At 48.9% G+C, this 20,544-nt stretch carries 20 protein-coding genes; 12 read left to right on the top strand and 8 right to left on the bottom strand.

The features are described 5' to 3' along the window. The first annotated feature begins 120 nt into the window (after window positions 1–120). From ACYVUV_RS00795 to msrB, 8 genes are all read left to right on the top strand, one after another. Window positions 121–1,005 (top strand): LysR family transcriptional regulator, encoded by an 885-nt coding sequence (locus tag ACYVUV_RS00795; protein WP_484498904.1) that lies wholly within the window; start codon window positions 121–123, stop codon window positions 1,003–1,005. Window positions 1,006–1,442: 437 nt separating this feature from the next. Next, window positions 1,443–2,162 carry an AlbA family DNA-binding domain-containing protein gene (locus ACYVUV_RS00800; protein ID WP_484498905.1) on the top strand — a complete coding sequence of 240 codons (720 nt, stop codon included), beginning with the start codon at window positions 1,443–1,445 and terminating at the stop codon, window positions 2,160–2,162. 135 nt (window positions 2,163–2,297) lie between these two features. Next, window positions 2,298–4,004: an RNA-guided endonuclease TnpB family protein gene (locus tag ACYVUV_RS00805; protein ID WP_484499363.1), complete on the top strand. Its 1,707-nt coding sequence runs from the start codon at window positions 2,298–2,300 to the stop codon at window positions 4,002–4,004. Between the two features lie 451 nt (window positions 4,005–4,455). Beyond that, window positions 4,456–5,946 carry an ATP-binding protein gene (locus ACYVUV_RS00810; RefSeq protein ID WP_439774869.1) on the top strand — a complete coding sequence of 497 codons (1,491 nt, stop codon included), beginning with the start codon at window positions 4,456–4,458 and terminating at the stop codon, window positions 5,944–5,946. Window positions 5,947–5,996: 50 nt separating this feature from the next. Next, complete coding sequence (locus ACYVUV_RS00815) at window positions 5,997–6,965, top strand: Fic family protein (protein ID WP_439774868.1); 969 nt, start codon at window positions 5,997–5,999, stop codon at window positions 6,963–6,965. 98 nt (window positions 6,966–7,063) lie between these two features. Beyond that, on the top strand, window positions 7,064–7,345 hold the full coding sequence (locus tag ACYVUV_RS00820) for a type II toxin-antitoxin system RelE/ParE family toxin (protein ID WP_439774867.1): 282 nt from the start codon (window positions 7,064–7,066) through the stop codon (window positions 7,343–7,345). Window positions 7,346–7,363: 18 nt separating this feature from the next. Then, complete coding sequence (locus ACYVUV_RS00825; protein ID WP_439774866.1) at window positions 7,364–7,687, top strand: HigA family addiction module antitoxin; 324 nt, start codon at window positions 7,364–7,366, stop codon at window positions 7,685–7,687. A gap of 76 nt (window positions 7,688–7,763) precedes the next feature. Then, window positions 7,764–8,189, top strand: a complete 426-nt coding sequence (gene msrB, locus ACYVUV_RS00830; protein ID WP_439774865.1) for a peptide-methionine (R)-S-oxide reductase MsrB — start codon at window positions 7,764–7,766, stop codon at window positions 8,187–8,189. Window positions 8,190–8,241: 52 nt separating this feature from the next. Here msrB and ACYVUV_RS00835 read toward each other — a convergent pair whose 3' ends face one another. The 8 genes from ACYVUV_RS00835 to ACYVUV_RS00870 form a co-directional block, all read right to left on the bottom strand. Next, window positions 8,242–9,036, bottom strand: a complete 795-nt coding sequence (locus ACYVUV_RS00835) for an ABC transporter ATP-binding protein (protein WP_484498906.1) — start codon at window positions 9,034–9,036, stop codon at window positions 8,242–8,244. 2 nt (window positions 9,037–9,038) lie between these two features. Beyond that, window positions 9,039–9,986 (bottom strand): ABC transporter permease, encoded by a 948-nt coding sequence (locus ACYVUV_RS00840; RefSeq protein WP_439774863.1) that lies wholly within the window; start codon window positions 9,984–9,986, stop codon window positions 9,039–9,041. Window positions 9,987–10,032: 46 nt separating this feature from the next. Further along, complete coding sequence (locus ACYVUV_RS00845) at window positions 10,033–11,022, bottom strand: ABC transporter substrate-binding protein (RefSeq protein ID WP_439774862.1); 990 nt, start codon at window positions 11,020–11,022, stop codon at window positions 10,033–10,035. Window positions 11,023–11,294: 272 nt separating this feature from the next. Continuing rightward, on the bottom strand, window positions 11,295–12,476 hold the full coding sequence (locus ACYVUV_RS00850) for an MFS transporter (RefSeq protein WP_439774861.1): 1,182 nt from the start codon (window positions 12,474–12,476) through the stop codon (window positions 11,295–11,297). Between the two features lie 16 nt (window positions 12,477–12,492). Next, the gene (locus tag ACYVUV_RS00855) at window positions 12,493–13,890 is read right to left on the bottom strand and encodes a subtype B tannase (RefSeq protein WP_484498907.1); all 1,398 of its coding nucleotides are present in this window, start codon (window positions 13,888–13,890) and stop codon (window positions 12,493–12,495) included. Between the two features lie 97 nt (window positions 13,891–13,987). Continuing rightward, on the bottom strand, window positions 13,988–14,905 hold the full coding sequence (locus tag ACYVUV_RS00860) for a LysR substrate-binding domain-containing protein (RefSeq protein ID WP_439774859.1): 918 nt from the start codon (window positions 14,903–14,905) through the stop codon (window positions 13,988–13,990). Between the two features lie 97 nt (window positions 14,906–15,002). Then, window positions 15,003–16,163 carry a MalY/PatB family protein gene (locus ACYVUV_RS00865; RefSeq protein WP_439774858.1) on the bottom strand — a complete coding sequence of 387 codons (1,161 nt, stop codon included), beginning with the start codon at window positions 16,161–16,163 and terminating at the stop codon, window positions 15,003–15,005. An 8-nt stretch (window positions 16,164–16,171) separates the two neighbouring features. Beyond that, entirely contained in the window at window positions 16,172–16,717 is a 546-nt protein-coding gene (locus ACYVUV_RS00870; protein WP_484498908.1) for an NAD(P)H-dependent oxidoreductase, read from the bottom strand. A gap of 288 nt (window positions 16,718–17,005) precedes the next feature. Here ACYVUV_RS00870 and ACYVUV_RS00875 point away from each other — a divergent pair, with 288 nt between their 5' ends. From ACYVUV_RS00875 to ACYVUV_RS00890, 4 genes are read left to right on the top strand one after another with little or no spacing between them, the layout of a single operon-like run. After that, window positions 17,006–17,848, top strand: coding sequence for a DUF3737 family protein (locus tag ACYVUV_RS00875; RefSeq protein WP_439775692.1), 843 nt, complete (start codon window positions 17,006–17,008; stop codon window positions 17,846–17,848). A 30-nt stretch (window positions 17,849–17,878) separates the two neighbouring features. Beyond that, window positions 17,879–18,919, top strand: a complete 1,041-nt coding sequence (locus ACYVUV_RS00880) for a zinc-binding dehydrogenase (RefSeq protein WP_439775691.1) — start codon at window positions 17,879–17,881, stop codon at window positions 18,917–18,919. A gap of 32 nt (window positions 18,920–18,951) precedes the next feature. Beyond that, window positions 18,952–19,212, top strand: a complete 261-nt coding sequence (locus tag ACYVUV_RS00885; protein WP_439775690.1) for a hypothetical protein — start codon at window positions 18,952–18,954, stop codon at window positions 19,210–19,212. 3 nt (window positions 19,213–19,215) lie between these two features. Beyond that, complete coding sequence (locus tag ACYVUV_RS00890; protein ID WP_484498909.1) at window positions 19,216–20,478, top strand: ferric reductase-like transmembrane domain-containing protein; 1,263 nt, start codon at window positions 19,216–19,218, stop codon at window positions 20,476–20,478. The last annotated feature ends 66 nt before the right edge of the window (window positions 20,479–20,544 follow it).

The following is a 20,544-nucleotide window of genomic DNA, read 5'->3' on the forward strand; positions in this document are numbered from 1 at the left end:
TCTCCTATACTCTGTGTTCAATTTTTTCTCTACACATAAATCTTAATTTTTTCCCTTATCAGACAGAAGTATTAAAATGTTAGTAGCTAATAACCAGAAGTTGCAAGTAGGTAGCAAAAAATGAACGATCAACTGAAAACATTTATTGCGGTGGCTGACAACCAAAGCTTTAATAAGGCAGCCAATGAATTGTATCTTTCAGCCCCGGCAGTCATTAAGCAAGTTAACCATTTGGAAGATTCTATAAAAATAAAGTTGTTTGACCGTAATCATAATGGTGTTACGTTGACGGAAGCAGGCAAATCGTTCTATAAGGATGCCGTCAGGCTGTTATCGGCTTACGACCAGTCGATCGACCGTGCCAGAAACGCGACGGGAAAGAAGATGTCGATCAAGATCGGTGCTGGACCGCTCGCGACAGGAACAGCGACCACCAATTTGTGGGTTGAAGTTGGGAAAAGACTTCCCCAGCTTCGGTTTCAGTTCATCCCCTGTTCCTGCTCCTTGGGCAACTTTAATGAATTTTTGGCGGGAATCGGTAAAGACTTTGACTTGGTTTCTTCAGTTTATGATGAGAAGCTCTTAAGCGAGTACGATATCCAGGCTTTGCGGCTGGACATCACCCCGTTAAGACTGTCAGTCCCTGTCAATAACCCCCTGGCTAAAAAGGATGAGCTTACTTTAAGAGATTTGGATAACCAGAAGATTGCTCTGCCAGCCAAGGGGAAATTCCAGTGCTTTGACCAGGCCAGGGACTTCTTAAAGCAGAATCCGAAAATTGACCTGCAGGAGATTTCCGGCTTTGACATGAACGTACTGAATCAATGCGTTTCTAATGACTGGCTGCTTTGTTCCGCGGAGGACTGGCAAACCGCGCATCCCTTCTTGAAGGCAAAGAAGGTGGCTTGGAATTGTACCGTGCCTTTCGGCATCGTGTACAGCAAGAGGCCGTCGGCAACCGTGATTGAAGTAATCGATCTCTTAAAAGAAAGTAGCGTTTTTTAGCAAAAGGCTTCCTTAGACTAAGCAATTTTTTAAAGCACTGGATGTGAAATCCGGTGCTTTTTTGCATACTCATGGTAATCATCCAAGTGGCAGCAAATAGAGCGCGGCGTAGGACTAAACAAGCAAAATATGATATTATAGGTAATAAGGTAGATAGCGCCGTGCACACCATGTGTCAAGCGTGGTGCTGCAAAAAGATATAAACGCCCTCTTGGAATATGCTCTCAATTTCCAAGGGGGTTTTCGTTTGCCCAAAAATCGGCCAAAAATTTTTGTGGCAAGAACTTCTCCTAGAAAGGCGCTAGCGGTGGCTGGTTTACAAATAGTTTGCTGTGTAAGAATGCTGTAGTGACGGGAATCCTCTACCGAATACATGTTCCAAGAAAATCTGGCTTGGCAGGAATAGAATGGGGGCAGATGGTAGGAGGATAGGGACTATGGATTACACAGACATTCAGAACATAGAAGAAGTCGAGGCAAGTCGTCTCGATTTTAAAGAAAAAGTAGAGCTTGTCAAAGCTAAAAGCTGGCTGAAGACGGTCGTTGCTTTTGCCAATACGGATGGTGGACATATTGTTTTTGGCGTGACTGATGATCATAAATTTGTGGGACTGGAAAACCCGCAAGAGGCTTCGTCAAAGATCTCAGAAAAAATTGTCTCTATGGTATCGCCTAATCCGTTATTCACGCTTACACAAATTGGAGGTTTGCCAAAGGGGGTGGTTTGCATAGATCTTAAAGTAGAGGCGGGTCCGGATTATCCTTACCGCTACGTAAATAGCCAAAGCCGGCAAGCCTTTGTCAGAAGAGGCGACAGATCTGAGAAAGCTTCGGATGTAGAGCTTAATGCTTTGATTTTAAGAGGACAAAACAGGACCTATGACGCTTTACCAAGCTCTTATAAATTGTCTGACGTCAGTTTTACGCTCTTAGCGGCGACCTTTAAAAAGATGACCGGTGATGACTTTGACATGACAAAAGATCTTGAATCGATGGGGCTTGTCGATTCAAGTGGCAGGGTTACAAATGCCGGACTGCTAATGTGCGATCAAGGATATTTGCGGCAATCAGTGGTTGTTTGTACTAGGTGGAAGGGGGTAGAAAAAGGTTCGGTTGATGGGAAGTCAACAGCTGTAAAAATATATAGTCAAAAATAGCAATTAAAGACTACTAATGCTTATTTGTAGTCTTTTATATTCTAGGTCATGTTATCAATGTATTTGGACGATCTTCTGTGGTATAATACGGCTAGACGCGAACATAAGATCGTAAAAAGAAAGTCGTTTCCTAAAATGACCAGAAAAGTGAGAAGAACTCAAACTAAGACAGTTAGAGCCTACACCGTAAAGTTAAATGGTGACGAACTAAAAGAATTGGATGAGCTGTTCACTGCTTACGGCAAGTGCAAAGACTTCCTTTATTCACAGTTGTGCGGTATCAACCACATGATAGATGTTGCTAACTGGTATGGCCCTCGAGATAAAATCCGCGAGCATGACGGTGAAATCAAGAAAGCCCGCAAAGCGGTCAAAGACTGGAAAAAGGCCTACAAGGAGAACAAAGCTCAAGGATTGAAATCTCCCGATTCAAGAACCGTCAGACTCTCAAAGCAAAAGCTTCTGAGCGAGCAATTTGGAATTCAAGGCCGGCATGTAACAGAAGCGGTTAAAGACGTGTGCATGAATCTCAACTCCATGTGGTCAAATCTTGGCTTGAAACTGAAAAGGATGGTTCAAGCTAACGATGCATTGTCTAATGCTGAGCGCCAGTATCTCAATTATATCTTCACTTCTCCATATTACTGGCAACTCATTCTGCAGAGACGTGAGAATGAAGCACAGCCAAATGAAGAAATGAGCCAGTATCCTGCACTAAGAGCCGCTTTATCCGAGGAGCAGCTTCGTCACTGCTTTGGATATATCAGACGACTCACCAGAAAACATAAGCCCTACCCTCATTCAACCGCTGCACGATGCATGCTCTGTGACGAAATGATGTGGAGAGTTGTTGAAAAAGACGGCTCAAGCTACCTAGAAATCATGACGGCAAAATGCAGAAAGAAAAAGCAGTTTAAGCTGACAGGGCCATACTGCTATGCCAACAAGAAGAAACGTGGCGACATCCAGCTCATTCTTGATCGAGACAAGAAGCGGCTGGAAGTTCATCGTGCTATTAAAGCTGTTGCTCATGAGATCCGCAAGCCACGGAAGAAACTGGGTATGGACAAGGGATTGGCAACTCTCATCTCATGCAGCAGTGATCAAGAATATGGAGCAGATTTCAGCAAGCTGGTAGGTGCTGAAGTTGAGCGGATCGATAACCGCAATACAAATCGTAATGAGTACATACAGTCAGCTAAGGAATTAAGAGAAGAAAAGTCTGCTTTGCAAGAAAAGTTAGCCAAGGATTATTCAGCTAAGACAAAGAAACGTATCAAACACCGCATTGAAAGTCTTGAGCGCCAAATTGCTCGTCTTGAAGAACACCATCTTGGCAACAAGCTCTACCACCGCCAACACGAAAGAAAGCAACGCAATATGGAGCGGGTGATAAACACAAGCATTAGACAGATGCTTGTGGCAGAAGATCCAGATGTTCTTGTCAAGGAAGATCTGACTTTTGCTAAGGAAAAGTTGCCTAAAACGTCAAACCGCTATGAAGCAAAAGTGAGACGAAAGTTATCGTCATGGACTAAAGGAAGACTTGATAAACGTATCGGGTATTTATGTGGCAGTCTGGGAATTCAAACCATTGACGTTAATCCAGCATATACGTCTCAGTTCTGTCCAAGATGTGGTGCGCATTTCAGTGAAAGAAAAGGTGCACATCATGAAACAGCCGTCTGCCCAAACTGTGGAGAAATGAACGCAAATACAGCAGCAGCGGTAAATATTTTGCAAAGAGCGGATGACAAAGAAATAACGAAATATATGCCATACAAGAATGTTAAGTTGATTCTTGAAGACCGTTACGCAAACAAACAGTTGGTGATGGCATAGTCTATCAATCAAAGCGTCACAAGCGTGGGTTCGTCCCTGCTTCAAGTCATGGACTGGGCGCTGCCCTAGAGCCTCGGCACTAGGGAAACTTAGGATATATTCCTGCCCGTTTTGTGAGACTGAGTCTTCGGGCTTTGTTAAGCAAAATATGGCGAACTCTTTGACTGTGCGTATGATAAAAGTATCAGAAGCTAAGGGAAACTTTAGTGGAGGTACATACAACTGAGCGCACAAGGCATTTCCCTGTGAAAAAGCCTAAAAAAATCCTCTAGCTGAAGCTAGAGGACAAGAATATGTTCATTAGTGTTCACTTGAATATTAATGGATATGTTTTTGAATTCGGGATGCTCTGGATGATAAAGAGTATAGAGATGCGAGTTTAATAACGCTGCTGTCAAATGCTGAGGATTTCATCCGCACTAATTCTAAAAATAGGTGGACGATTAGGGGAATGGTAAGAGAAGAGAAAAGCGATTATCCATTCAAAGCAGTTAGAGAAGTTCTCGTGAACGCTTTAATCCACCGGAACTATCAGATTTTAGGAACTGAAATTCATGTGGATATCTTTGATGACCGCATGGAGATAATGTCCCCTGGTGGAATGATGAGCGGCAGTCGTATACAGAATATGAATAAAGAACATATTCCCTCAATGAGAAGAAATGAAAAGATTTCAGATATCTTTGGGCGGCTGGGTTTTATGGATCGTAGAGGTAGCGGTATTCAGCGCATACTGAATTCGTACAAGAACTATAGCAAAGAGCCGACTTTCTATTCTGATGAAAACATCTTCCTTGTTACTATGCCCAACAGAAGCTTTACGGGCACTAAGAGAGTACAAAAAATCCCGCCACAGTATACTGGAAAAGTCACGTTAGCGAACAAATCTAAGGGTCAAACGGTTGAGAAAAGTTCGCTAACGAAGAAAGTTGTCGGCCAAACCGATAAGAAATCCACGTTAGCGAACAAATCTAAGGGTCAAACGGTTGAGAAAAGTTCGCTAACGAAGAAAGTTGTCGGCCAAGCCGATGAGAAAACCATGTTAGCGAACAAATCTAAGGAGCAAATGGCTGAGAAAGGTTCGCTAACGAAGGAAGTTGGGCCACAAACCGATGAGAAAGTCACGTTAGCGAACAAATCTAAGGGCCAAACGGTTGAGAAAGGTTCGCTAACGAAGAAAGTTGTCGGCCAAGCCGATGAGAAATCCACGTTAGCGAACAAATCTAAGGGTCAAACGGCTGAGAAAAGTTCGCTAACGAAGAAAGTTGTCGGCCGAACCGATGAGAAATCTACGTTAGCGAACAAATCTAAGGGGCAAATGGCTGAGAAAGGTTCGCTAACGAAGGAAGTTGTCGGCCAAGCCGATGAGAAATCCACGTTAGCGAACAAATCTAAGGGGCAAATGGCTGAGAAAGATTCGCTAACGAAGGAAGTTGTCGGCAAAATCGATGATAAAGTAGCGTTAGCGAATAAACTTGTCGGCCAAACCGTCGAGAAGAGTGCGTTAGCGAATAAACTTGTCGGCCAAACCGTCGAAAAAAGTGCGTTAGCGAATAAACTTAGCGGTCAAATCGTTGAAAAAAGTGCGTTAGCGAATAAACTTGGAGCACAAAATATTGAAAAGAGCTTTTTAGAGTATGAGATAAAAGCAGAAGATTTACCGATCAGATTAGACCCGCCTGCAGTAGACAATATAATTGACGCAATTGAAAAAATTGGCAAGCAAAAGAATAGACAAGGTCCCTTTCAAGCTCGAACATTAGAGAAACTAGCTGATTTTTATATGAAATATAAATCAGATTATTCATTCAATAGAGACGCATTGGCCATCTTTTTTAATATTAGGCCTGATGCGGCAACAAGGATTATACGAAAATGTTGTGACCTTGGAATTATGAGACGGGAAAAGAGAGGCGTATACTTCTTTATAAATTTAGATTAGGTAGTAAGAGCTAAAGCTTGCTGCTTTAAGGGAAAGAAGGAGGCAGGAAGATGAAGCTGTATCAGCCTTTGGAGATTACAAAATACCAGCATGAGTATGACACAGATTTCTCCGTTGAAACGGAATATCTGTGGCGTTTAAACAATGTTTCAGCAGTTGTGACTCAGATGCATCCCTTGCTTGACTACAAAAAGGACGGCCGGCAGACCGCACAGTATCCGCTCTTCTTCATTTACACGACTGAGATGGTTAAGCTGTTCAGCAAGTTTAACCGCAACTCTTGGGAGCTCGTTCAAGTAAGTCAAGATTTGCCCGAGGCAGCTGTCAGTCACTTTCTGGATGACCTCCTTCTTGACGAAATCATTAACACCAACAGTATAGAGGGCGTCGAAACCGATGCAGCCGAACTTAGCGCAATCATCAAAAGTATCGGTGATCATCCAGAAGAGCAGGGGAAGCGGCTTGGGTCAATGGTTCGCATGTACCAAGGTAGCCTTCCAAAAATCAATTGCTTACACGATTTCCGTGATATCTACGACGAACTTCTTAGAGGTGAAATTCCAGCAGACAAGCAGCCAAACGGCCAGCTTTTCCGGGATGAACTGCCCTATGGCACCATCGTAATTGGCTCAGCTACCAAAATCGTCCATGTTCCGCCGGTATCTGAACTTGCTATCTCTAAGGCCTTAAGCAGCTTGATTACCTTTATGAACAAAGCCGATTTGCCAGCAATTTTCAAAGCTCTAATAACTCACTTCTTCTTTGAAAACACGCATCCCTTCTTGGACGGCAATGGCCGGATGGGCCGGTATCTTTTGTCTGCCTATCTGTCTGGCAAGTATGATCGTTTTACTGGCTTTTCTGTTTCTACGGCAATTCATGCTCAGCTGCCTAGCTACTACCGCATCTCCAAAGAAGCTGATAGAGCAGAAAACAGGGCAGAGCTGACTTTCTTCGTTGAAGAAATGCTACGGATCTTAACTGCTGGACAGGAGAGAGTCCTAAAAAGTCTGCGCTGAAGTTGAGAGACCATGTACATGACTGTTTTTTTAGAATAACTAAGTTGTCGGCAGTGCATCTGTTTGACATGTACACGTAAGGCAGGTATAATAAAATCATGATTACTAGCATAGCAGATAAAGAGACTGAGAAAGTCTTCAATCAAATTTTTTCAAAGCGTATTCCGAAAGAAATTCAAAGAAAAGCTTTGATGAAATTGATTATGATCGATGCGGCACAATCATTAAATGACTTGCTGATGCCACCTGCAAACAGGTTGGAAAAGCTGCAAGGAAATAGAGAAGGACAATACAGCATCCGAATTAATTCGCAATACCGGATTTGCTTCAATTTCGAAGACGGAGATGCTGAAAATGTCGAAATAGTGGACTATCACTAGAGCTTAGAGGTGACCGAAATGACTGAACATATCAAGACGCCTACAGTTGGTGAAATTCTCAATGAAGAATTCATGCAGCCGTTAGACCTTAGTGCTTACAAGCTGGCACAGTACATTAATGTTCCAACGTCTAGAATCCAGGATATCTTGCATGACAGACGGAAAATCACTGCTGACACTTCACTCAGATTAGCCAAGTTCTTTGGCGTGTCAGATACTTACTTCCTTAATCTGCAGAGTGATATTGATCTGCGGGATGCAAAGAAGAAGCTTAGCCGTGACTTGTCAGCAATTAAGCCTTTTACAGAGGTACAGGCCAAAAATAAGGAATCTCTTAATTAATTTCTTGATCCAGATCAAGGCCTCGCGAATCTAACCAAGCTACAATAGCCTTATCTAAATAGATGAGGTGATCAAGATGAACGAAAAAGCAGATTTGAAAGACCGGCTGACGCCAATGCAGTATGCCGTGACCCAAAACGCGGCGACTGAACCGCCTTACACCGGTGAGTACGACGACTTTTTTGAAAAAGGAATCTACGTCGACGTAGTCAGCGGGGAAGCCCTCTTTTCCTCTTTGGACAAGTACGATTCCGGCTGTGGTTGGCCAGCCTTTACCAAGCCCCTCGCTAAACTTACCCAGCACCGGGACCAGTCCTTTGGCATGGAAAGAACCGAAGTCCGCAGCCGCCAGGCTGACTCCCACCTGGGCCACGTCTTCACCGACGGCCCCTTGGACAAGGGCGGCCTGCGCTACTGCATCAACTCTGCTGCCCTCAAGTTCATCCCTTACGACCAGCTGGAAGAAGCGGGTTACGGCGAATACCGGCAGCTTTTCGAATAAACGAAAAAACTGACGACTTCCTTGCTTTGGAAATCGCCAGTTTTCTTCTTTTCTAACCTAAAATTGCCTTGTCGCTGGCGAATTCCTCGCCGGACACGACTTCGAACTGGTGGAGCAATTTCTCCACTGTCAGTTTCTTCTTTTCTTCGCCCTTGATGTCCAAAACGACTTTGCCATCGTTCATCATAATCAAGCGGTTGCCGTGGGCAATGGCATCCCTCATGTTGTGAGTCACCATAATCGTGGTCAGTTTGCCTTCCTTGACGATCCGGTCGGTCGCGTTTAAGACCTTTTCCGCCGTCTTCGGGTCAAGCGCCGCCGTGTGTTCATCCAAGAGTAGAACCTTTGGCTTGACCAGAGTTGCCATCAGCAAGGTCAAAGCCTGTCTTTGCCCGCCGGACAAAAGGCCTACTTTAGCAGTCAACCGGTCTTCCAGGCCCAGGTTGAGCACCTTCAGCTTTTCCTTGTATTCTTCCCGTTCTTTAGCGGTAACTTCCCACTTAAGCCCTCTGCGCTTGCCCCGCCGGGCAGCTAAGGCCAAGTTTTCATCAATCTGCATGGTTGCCGCCGTCCCGGTCATTGGATCTTGGAAGACCCGGCCGATCAAAGGCGCCCGTTTAAAGTCCGGCAGGCCAGTTACGTCTTGGCCATCGATAACGATAGAGCCCGTGTCAACCGGCCAAACGCCCGCGATGGCGTTCAAGGTGGTTGACTTGCCGGCCCCGTTGCCCCCGATAACCGTCACGAAGTCGCCGTCTTCCAGCTTCAAGTTGACCCCGTTCAAGGCATGCTTTTCATTAATCGTCCCGGGGTTAAAAGTCTTGGTAATGTTGGTCAGTTCTAGCATTTTTAAGCCCCTTTTCTAGCATTCTTGCCCGCCTTGGCAAAGGAGTTCTTGGCCCGGCTTCTCAGGTATGGCACCGCCAAGAAGAGGGCAACGATGATAGCCGTGAACAGCTTCATCATGTTCGGGTTCATCTTCAGCCACAGAACCAAAGTGTAAACCACGTAGTAGATGATCGCCCCGACTACGACGAAAATCAAGTGGCCGGCAAAGTTGAGCTTCTTGCCCAAAATTGCTTCGCCTAAAACTTCACCGATGATGACAGCAGCCAGGCCGATAACGATTGACCCACGGCCGGCGTTGACGTCAGCAAAACCAGAGTACTGGGAGGACAGGGCACCGGCCACGGCAACTAAGCCGTTGGAGATGGCCAGACCTAAAACCTTCATCCGGTTGATGTTAATGCCTTGTGCCTTGCTCATTTCCGGATTGCAACCGGTCGCTCTAAGGGATGACCCAAGCTCAGTCCCGAAGAACCAGTACATCAAAGCGACCAAAGCGATGACGATCAAACCGCAGACCAAGATAGATTCGTTGACCGTCAAACCAGAGATAACCAGGCCAGGGGTCAAAGAGCTGATGGCCGTGTTGGCCTTGAAGTCCATGATGGCTAAGTTGATGGAGTAGAGGGCATACTGGGTCAAAATCCCGGCCAGGATTGCCGGAATCCCAAAGAGGGTGTGCAGCCAGCCCGTTACCGCGCCGGCCAATAGACCTGCTAAGAGGGCTACCAGAACCGTCAGCCAGGGGTTGACGCCCTTCATGATCAAGACGGCTGAGACTGCCCCGCCTGTAGCGAAGGTCCCGTCAACCGTCAAGTCCGCGATGTCCAAGATCCGGAAAGTAATGTAAACGCCCAGGGCCATAATGCCCCAGAAGAGCCCTTGCGCGACTGACGCTGGCAAACGGCCAGCCAAGTCGAGGAAGCTCAATGATGATAAGTATCCTGCCATAATGTCCTCCAGTCTCAAGCAGCTTTTTACAAAATGAAACTAAAAACTAGTTCTTGTAAGCCTTGTAGCCGGCTGGAACCTTGATGCCCAGCTTCTTGCAGATGGTTGGGTTGTATTCCTTAACTGGGTTCTTGTAGTATTGAACCGGCATTTGACCGACCTTCTTTTCGCCCTTGAGGATTTGCACGGCCATCTTGCCAGTTTGCTTGCCCAGGCCGTAGTAGTCGATAGACAGGGTGGCAACCCCGCACTTGCTCATGATCCCTTCTTCACCGGCGATGATCGGCACCTTGGCCTTCAGAGCCACGTTGTTGATGGTCTTTGCACAGGATGCGGCAGTGTTGTCGGTTGGGATGTAGATGACGTCGCTGGCACTAGCTGCCTGCTGGGTAACAGAGTTGACGTCGTTGGTGTCGGAAAAAGTGTACTTAGTGACCTTTAAGCCGTCCTTCTTGGCGTACTTGGCCACTTCATCAGCCTGGTATTTGGAGTTTGGCTCAGCTGAGCAGTAGAGGATGCCCAGCTTCTTAGCCTTAGGAACAAAGTCCTTGATCATTTTTTCCTGCTTGTCCAAAGGAGCAAGGTCGGAAGTCCCGGAAATGTTGCCGCCAACCGTACCGTTGAACTTCTTCAGGTTCAAGGCCACTTGGTAGTTGGTAACCGCCGTTCCCAAGATTGGAATTGACTTAGTAGCCGCGCTGGCTGCCTGCAGGGATGCCGTCGCGTTGGCCAAAATCAAGTCTTCATTTTCAGAAGCAAAGTTGTTGCAGATCGTGGTGGCTGTTGAGGAGTCACCTTGAGCGTTTTGCGTGTCGAACTTGACATGGCTCTTCCCCAGTTCCTTGGTGACTTCATCCTTGAAGCCCTTAGTAGCCGCGTCCAAGGCTTCGTGCTGGACCAGCTGACAGATGCCGATCTTGTAGACCTTGGAAGAAGACTTGCTGGATGATGATGACGATGATGAGCTGCAGCCAGCTGCCGTGAGCGCCATGACGGCTGCGGCAGCGGCGACCATAATTCGCTTGACCTCTTTCATGATTTGTTCCTCCCATATCAGACAAAAAGTAATTTAATATTTCTGTAATCTTTATTTCATAGTCTTAATTTTAAAGGAACTTGGCTTATTGTCAATAGATTTTTCTTTTCAACTGCTAAAAAGATCTCTATTGATAAAACTGCTTATTTTTTGTCAGAGAAAAAGAAATACCGCTAAAGATATCTGCTTAGCGGTATTTCTGAATGATTGAGTTCTGAGGATAATTAGTGATAAAAAGCTATTGATAAGAGATTAGGGAGAATAATCGGATTTTAGTCCAGCATCTTCTTCTTGAGCATAAAACTCATTTCGATAACCAAGAGGACGCAGCAGATGCCGCCGAAGATAAAGCCAAACTGGGAGCTAGTGTTGTCAAAAATCTTCCCAAAAGCAGCATAGAAATAGGTCGACACGAAGTTGGCCACGGAACCGGCTGACAGGGCCAGGCCAGTCAAGCCAGCTGAGTTTTCCTTGGTGGAATTGCGGTTGACGGCGGCCATAACGTATGGCATAAAGAGGCCGAAGGCCAGGGCAACCATGCAGTCACCGGTGATAAAGGCACCCATCCCGTCGCCCAGGCCCATGATGAAGTTGCCGGCCCCAATCAAGGCGATAGCTAAAATCCCGGCATATTTCTTGGCCAGCTGCATGTACTTGCCAAAGAAAAGGCCAGCTACCAAGGAAATGATGGCAACGCCGGCTGTAACATTGGCGGCGTCAGTCGCGGTCCCGGAATGAGTTTCCACGACTGTTAGGCTGAATTCCAGGATTCCGGAACTATAGGCCATATTAAAGAGGAACATGGCCAGCATCCACCAGATGACATTCAAGTTGAGCTTGGTCTTACCTTTAGCTGGCATATCTGCTGGAGCTTGAACTTTTTGGTCTTTTGGCAGGTAGATCCAGGTCAGGAAGAAAATGATCAAACCGATCAAGTAGACACTAAAGCCGGTCCGCCAGCTGGTTTGGATGAAGAGGCCAACGATAAAGGTCATCAAGGTGTTGGCCAGGCCGGAAAAGGCACTTTGGAAGCCCATCAGCTTGTTTCTTTCCTGGTCGGTGTAGTAGTCGGCCAAAAGGCTGGTACCGATTGGCTGAACCAGGCCCACGCTGAAACCCAAGAAGAGGCGGGCAATCAAGATGACGGTGAAGCTGCTGACAAACATGGGCACGATCCCGCTGGCCACGAAGAGCAGGGCCCCGAACATAAGCAGGTTCTTTTTGCCAAATTTGCTGGTCAAAAGGCCAACCAAAACCAGGGCTAAAAGCTGGGTGGCGTTAGGCAGGGAGACGAAGGACTTGAGCATGACGTCTGAGATGCCTGGATAGCTGGCCTTTAAGCTCGGCAGGAAGACTGAGCCCAGGCCCACCCCAGTTAAAAGCAGGGTGGAAGACAGGATCGCGGTCTTGAACATCAAGCTGCCGGAATTGACTTGCTTTTTGCTCTTACTCATTGTGTTCTCCATGACCCTAGCCTTCTTTCTGCATAATCTGGTCGATCCAGGCGAAAAGATCATCTAAGTCATAGTCGCCGCTGTGCGGGATCCCCCATGGCAGGGCAAAGTCGACTTCCTTGTCCTGGTTGGCCAAGAGGGTGGCCAGGATTACCGGAATAGCAAAGGAAGTGTCCCGGTCGCTGGCTCCGTGCCGGATCCGCCAGTACTTTGGCGTGTCTGTCTTGCCGCTGAGCAGGTGGGTAATCGGGTTGACCGCGGCGATCAAATCTGCCGGCGCCAAAGTTGTGTCTACATGGCTGTGTTCTTGAGAGAACTGGGTAAAGTGCCGGGGCTGGCCGCCAATCTCACTGAAGAGGTCGGTTTCCGGACTTTGAGCATCCAAGTCATCAAAGGCAGGAACAGCCTTCATTCTGGTGATGAAGTGGAGGTACTTGTCCCAGTCAAGGCCGGTAACCTTGCCGTCTTCAACCGTCAAGTAGTCAGCTTCCGCTAATTCCGGCTTGTCAGCCAATGCCTTTTGGGCAGAAGCCTTCAAGTATTTGACGATTAAGTCACGGAAAGAGCCGCTGCCGTCTGGGTTTAGGGAAAGAAGGGTGCCAGTTTCCGGATCCTTCAGCTCTAAGGAGTTGAGGTAGGCAATGAACTGGTCTTTTAATTGCGGGGAGAGGGCCTTTTCTTCCTCAGTCAATTCACCGGAGATTGGGACAAAGTTCGGTTCCCCATCCTTGAAGCCGTCAATCTTGGTCCGGTGCCAGTCGTTGATCCCGCAGAATTCCCATTCATAAGCGGCGTCGGCGTGTTCCAAGTTGTGGATCGGGCAGTAGGCGGAAACGGCAAAGATATCGTCAGTCCCAGGTGCTGCTCCGATTTCTGCCAGATATTTGGCAAAAAAGCTGCTGTTGCCGCTAGCACCCGTCAAGGCACTGGTCGCCCCGCCGGCACTGGTCCCGTTGGTGATGATTCTTTGGGCGTTGCCTGGCAGGCGGCCAGAGTTGTACTTAACCCAGCGAACTGCTGCCTTCATGTCGACGATAAAGGCTGGTGCCTTGCCGCTTGCCAAAGTCCGCCCGCGCAGACCAGCTGAAATTACGACATAGCCGCGCTTTAAAGCAGCCACGATGGTTTTGGAGTTGGATGGAAAATTCTTGTTGCCCGGGTAGTCGCGGGGACCTGGCATATAGCCGCCAACCGTGTTGGGCATAAAGATCGGGGCGGTTTCTCTGCTGTAGGCAGCGCACTTTTCGCCTTTAGCGTAGGCGGCGGGAGCGAATACATTCACTTTCTGAATTGGATCTGCAGGCTTAGCCACGTAGTCCAATCCTTCCCAGCTGCAGTATGCAAAGCCGTCCTCTGTCTGCTTGACCGTGTATTTTTCCGGGTCAAAAAGTAATTTTTTGCTTGCTTCTGTCATGTTTTATCTTCCTCCTTCAGATTTCTTACTTAGAATTCTAGGAGGAGAAAACGCTTTTATCAATTCGCTTTAAGCTGGGACTTATTCCAAAAGGTAATCATTTACCCAGGACGATTTCAATGAAGCGGCGGATGTGTTTGGGCGGGCGCTGCTGGTCGTCTAAGAGATGAGGGTTTACCACTAGATTGAGGTAGAGGGGCAGATCTTCTTTAAGGGGGATGATGACCGTGTCCTTGGCCTGGTAGTATTCGGCCTGCTTTCTGGGCAAAATGGCGGTGCCAGCGTCAGCTTGGACCATGGAGACCAGGTTTTCAATCCGGTTGGCGGTAAAAACTACGTTAGGGTACTTGTTCAGATCCGTTTGGTCATGATTTTCATAATAGTTGGCAAACCACTGGCTAAGCAAGCGGTATTCCGGGCTGGTCATGGGTGTGGACAAGAGGGGTTCGTCTTCGAGTTCGGCTAGACTGATTTGATCTTGGCTGGCTAAAGGCGAAGCGGCTGGGCACATGGCGACCAGATCTTCTTTTAAAATGTTGCAGCTGGCGGGAGATTTTTTAGCCGGGGCGGTTTCTCTGACGAAGACCAGGTCGACCTTGTCCTGGTCAAAGCGGGTGTTGATCTCTTCCGCGGCCAGCTCCTGGACATTGCATCTAAGGCGCGGCATGGCGATCATGGCTTGTTTGATGAGGCGTAAGAGGCCGTACTCGATCATGACGGCAGTTGAGCCGATGTTGATCTCGATCTTTTCGTTGGCTTGATTTTCCTTGAGGGCGGTCAAGAGCCACTGGTTGGCGTCCAAGATTCCGTGCCCATAGCGGACGACCAGGAGGCCGGCTTCGGTTAGTTCAAAGTTCCGCCCCTTGCGCCGGACCAGCTGGCAGCCCAGGTCCTTTTCCAGACTTTGGATGTGCTTGGTCAGGGTGGACTGGGAAATGTAGAGGGCGTCGGCTGCCTTTTGGTAATTTTTGACTTGAGAGAGGGTGATAAACTGTTGCAGGTATTCGATTCGCATCTCTGAGCTCCTTTCTTTTGACCTACTTTAGCAAAAAAAGGGAAAGATTCTTTTAAACTGCATGAAAAAAGCGCTCGTTTGAGCGCTCTTTTCAGGATTATTCAGTAAAGAACTTCTGCAGGCGGCTTGCCGCGTCCTTGACTTGGGCGAGCGGGCAGGCCAGGCTGATTCTGATGAACTTATTGCCGTTGCCCCCGTAGACAGTGCCCGGATTGACGATTAGGCCCGTCTTTTCCCGCAGCTGCCGGGCAAATTCAGCGCTGTCGTCAGTGACGGAGCTGACATCGACCCAGACCAGGTAGGTTGAATTCTCAGAAGCCAGCTTGATCTGGGGCAGATTTTTCTTCAAAAAGTCAGCCAGGTAGTTCCGGTTCTTCAAAACATAGTCTTTGAGCTGGTGGACCCAGGCATTGCCTTTGGTGTAGGCGGTAATTGATGCCGGGATAGCCAGCAGGTTTGGTTCAGCAACGTCGTATTTGTTGACGGCGCGGACGAAGCGCTCGCGCAAGATTGGGTCGGACACGATCGCCGTAGCGGCGTGCAGGCCGGCCAGGTTAAAGGTTTTGCTTGGCGAAACCAGGGTGATGGCGTTCTTGATCAGCTTTTCATCCAGGGAGAAAACCGGCGTGTAGTCATCGCCTTCTAGGACCAGGTCCCCGTGAATTTCGTCACTGATGACGATGACGCCGTGCTTTTGGGCCAAAAGCAGGATCTTTTCCAGCTCCTCCTTGCTCCAGACATGGCCAGTTGGGTTGTGGGGATTGCAGAGGATCATCATGGTGGTCAAAGGATCGGCCATTTTTTCCTCAAGGTCGGCCCAGTCAACGGCATAACGAAGCTTGTCCGGGTCATAAGTCATCTGGCTGGCCAGAACCTGCCGGCCGCTGTTGATGATTGAGTTGTAAAAAGTGTTGTAGATCGGCTCCAGCATTAAGACTTTGTCGCCGGTCTGGCTGAAATGGTTGACGCTGGCCGTAATTGCCGGGATCACCCCGGTCATGAAGGTCATCCAGCTGGTTGGGGCGCTGGATGCGTGCTCTTTTGCATACCAGGACTGGACGGCCTTGAAGTATTCTTCAGTTGGGTACTCGTAGCCAAAGACCCCGCTGTCCACCTTTTCGTGCATGGCTTCTATGATCTCCGGGGCGGTCTTGAAGTCCATGTCTGCAATCGTCATCGGCAGCTCGCCGTCTTTGACCTCCCACTTGATGGAGTTGCTGGCCTTGCGGTCAATCATCGTATCAAAATCGTAGTTCATTTTTTCTCCTATTCGTGTGCTGCTAAAAGCGGAATGTTGTCATTTTTTAAATAGTTCACATATTTTTGCGCCTGCTCAGCCAGGTCGCGGTCAGAAATTGATGATGCGCCGGCCGTCACGAAAGGCGTCAAATACTTGGTGCCGATTAAGTTGCTGGTTGCCTGGAAGGGCCGGAGCAGTTCGCTTACCGTGTAGTTGACGGAGCCGCTGTGCTGGTAGTTGTCAGCCGGAGCGCCAGGGGAAACGGCAAGCAAGAGTTCCTTCCCATGCAGCTTGGTCCCGGTTGATCCGTAAGCCCAGCCGTATTCTAAAACCAGGTCTTCCCACTTCTTCAAAAGAGGCGGGCAGCTGTACCAGTACATCGGAAACTGCAGGACGATCCGGTCGCTGGCTTCCATGGCGGCCTGCTCGGCTTGGACGTCGATCTCCCAGTCAGGGTAGAGCCGGTAGAGGTCGCGGACTTCAAAGCCCGCCTCGCTGGCAGCGGCGGCCAGGGCCCGGTTGACCTTGGAAGCGGTCAGATCCGGGTGAAAAAGAAAAATCGTTGTCTTCATAAGTTTGCCTCCTGTCTCTTGTTCAGCTTAGTGCAAGCCGGAAGAAAAAAGCAAGTTTTTTGACCCGGAATGCTATTCTTCGAGGACATACTACCATTTTTAGAAAGCATTTTTCCATTGGCCACCCGCCAGTTATGCTTAAAATGTAAGATATTTGCCCGTGGCTGCAGTACTATTCCAAAGAAGAATAGCGATGTATAACTTTTATCGATTAGTTATAAGAGGCAGATGGAATTATACTAGAGAAAAAGATTGTGACGAAAATTGAATGAGAGGAGATTTCCGGAAATGAAAGAAATCAGCAATGGCTACTATGACGGCGAGCGCCCCCTGTTTGGAACCCGGGACGCGGTGATCAAGGACGTGACTTTTGGCACGGGCGAATCGCCTTTGAAGGAAGGCCGCAACCTGGACTTAGACGGGGTGCTGTTTACCTGGAAGTACCCTCTCTGGTACGACAAGCATGTCAAAGTAAAAGACACGATTTTTGAAACCATGGCCCGGTCAGGGATCTGGTATACCGACGACATTACGATCACCGACAGCAGCATCCAGGCGCCAAAGCAGCTGCGCCGCTGCGACGGGGTAACTTTGGATCACGTGCATTTTTCCAATGCGGAAGAAACCCTGTGGACTTGTAAAAATGTCCGTTTGACCAATCTGACGGTCAACGGGGACTACTTTGGCATGAACAGCGAGAACATCTACATTGACCACCTGGATTTGATCGGCAACTACTGTTTTGACGGGGCAAAGAACGTGGAAGTCCACAATTCCCGCCTGGTTTCTAAAGATGCCTTCTGGAACTGCGATAACGTGACGATTTATGATTCCAGAATCAGCGGGGAGTACCTGGCCTGGAACACCAAGAACATCACCTTGATCAACTGCACGATCGAAAGCGACCAGGGCCTGTGCTACATCGACGGGCTAAAGATGCGGGACTGCCGGACCCGGCGGACCGACCTGGCCTTTGAATACTGCCAGAATATCGATGCCGAAATCACCGGCGACATCATGAGCATCAAGAACCCGGTCAGCGGGAAGATCAAGGTCGGTCACGTAGACGACATCATCCTGGACGACCCGGAGATCGACTTTGACCAGGTTGAAATCGAGACGGCTGATTAAGCGATTTTTTAAAGAAAGGACAAGGTCTTCATGAAGACAGCAGTATTTGCGGAAAAAGGAAAAATGGCTTTGGTTGACGCGCCTAAGCCCAAGCTGGAAAAAGACGATGACGTCATCATCAGAGTAATCCGGGCCTGTGTCTGCGGGTCAGACTTGTGGAACTACCGCGACGTCGACCACGTCGGCGCTGACTCCGCCAACTCGGGCCACGAGGCCATTGGGATCGTGGTGGAAACTGGTTCAGCCATCACCACGGTCAAGCCGGGCGACTTCGTGATCGCGCCGTTCACCCACGGCTGCGGCCAGTGCCCAGCCTGCCGGGCGGGCTTTGACGGGGCCTGCCAGGGGCACACGGACAACTTCAGCGGCGAAAACCAGGCTGAATACATCCGTTTCCAGCACGGGCAATGGGCCCTGGTGAAAATTCCGGGCAAGCCGGAAGACTACAGCGAAGGGATGCTCAAGTCCTTCCTGACTTTGGCTGACGTCATGGCCACTGGCTACCACGCTGCCAGAGTCGCCGGCGTCAAGGAAGGCGACACGGTCGTCGTTATGGGCGACGGGGCAGTTGGCCAATGCGCGATTATTGCCGCCAAGATGCTGGGGGCTAAGCGGATCATTTCCACCAGCCGCCACCCGGACCGGGCCGCTTTGGCCAAGGAATTCGGGGCAACTGACAATGTGGCCGTCCGCGGCGATGAAGCGGTCAAGGCCATCATGGCTTTGACCGGGGGCTTCGGGGCTGACGCAGTTCTGGAATGCGTCGGCACTGAACAGTCAACGGCAACCGCCATGGCTGTCGGCCGTCCAGGCTCAACTGTCGGCCGGGTCGGTCTGCCACACGTGCCTGCTCAGGATATGACCAGTCCGTTTTACAGAAATATCAGCGTGGCTGGTGGTCCGGCTTCGGTAACGACTTATGACAAGGAGGTCCTTCTTGATGCCGTCCTCAAGGGTGAAATCAACCCGGGCAAGGTCTTTACCGGCAGTTTCAGCCTGGATGAAATTGACCAGGCTTACTCAGCCATGGACAAGCGCGAGGTCATCAAGTCCTACGTCATCGTTGATTAATTAGTGTATTTTGCTGTAATCGGGGAATGACAATGAAACGTACTTTGATAATAATAGGGTTTGTTTTGGCGGCCGGAGGCGTTTTTGCTTTTTACCCTGGCCAGCAGACCAGCTCTCTTTCACCAGAGTCTGCTCTAAAGGTTTCGCAGGTCAAGAAATCGTATTCTGCCGCCCAAAAGGCCAAAAAAGTAGTTCCGGTCACGGCGATGAAGGCGTCCAGCTCGAAAAAAGCGGCTGAGCCTTTAAAGAAGACTTATCCTGCCAAGCTGGTTTTTAAAAAGATGGGATACTAGCATATGAAAAAACACCAATTTGCATCAGTCATGACCGGGATTGTTTTGTTTCTGTTCCTGCCTCTGCCCTTGACCCTGCTTCTCAACCGCTATCTGGTGGACAGCCTGGCCAATCTTCTGGCGATCGACCTGGGGATCGCGGCTTATGTCTGGTGGCTGGCCATTGTTTTCCTGGCAACCCGGCCTAAGTGGCTGGAAAAGCGGCTGGGTCTGCCAGTCATGTATGCTTTGCATGGGATGCTGGGGATCGCGGCGCTTCTGGCGGTGACGGTCCACAAGCTGGATCTTTCCTCTTTCCATGCCATCATCCGGAACACGGGAAACTTTGCCTGGGGCTTAGAAATCGTGCTCATTCTCCTGGCCGTGGTCTTCCTGTCCGGCTGGCTGAGTAACCGGATCGTCTTTTTTGACAGCTTAAAGAAAAAGCTGCCCCACCAGTTGAGTCTCTGGCTGCACCGGCTGAATTTTGCCGTGATTGGCTTGATTTGGCTGCATGTCCAAGTGATTCCGCGGATCAGAAATCTGCCTTACTTTACACTGGTATTTAACCTGTACACACTGTTCTTCTTTTCCTTATACGCGTACCAGAAGTTCGTGGCAGATGGCGACCCGCGCCGGCAGGGGCAGCTGGCGGGCAGCAGAAGCTTGGCCCGCCGCGTTTTGGAAATAACCGTCAAGCTGGGAGAAGATGCCCCGAAATTGGAAGCGGATGGCTATTACTTCTTGTCCGTCAAGGCTCCGGGTTTTTCCAGAGAAAAGCATCCCTTCTCCGTTTTCAAAAGAGGAGACAAGCAAGTTTCCTTCTTGATCCATGAAGTCGGCGACTACACCCGGAAGCTGGCCGATCTGCCGGTTGGCAGCCAGGTAAATTTGGAAGGGCCGTATGGACTTTTTGACCAGATTTTAAGGGAGAATCCAGACCGGCCCCTGGTTGCTTATGCCTTGGGGACAGGGATAGCGCCCTTGATCGACCTGGCGGAAGAATATGCTGGCAAGCGGCCTGTTCACTTGATTTGGTCAAGGGGGCAGGAGGAAAATTACCTGGCTGACCGGTTCACTGGCCTGACCGAAAAGGGGGCTAAAGTGGACCAGCAGGAGCACCGCTTTAAGGATGACCAGCTTAAGGAGATCCTGACGGCTGAAGAAATCAGCCGGGGTCTCTTCCTGGTGGTTGGCTCCGGGATGGTGCTCAAGCGGGTTGAAGACAAGCTTCGCCAGTTTGACGTTGAAAAGAACCGGATTTTTGACGAAAATATCGGTATGTGAAATAACAGCACCAATTACGGTGCTGTTATTTTTTGTGTAATTATTATAACTTAAATATTATACACA

It is taken from the genome of Lactobacillus sp. WILCCON 0149 (assembly GCF_057197965.1).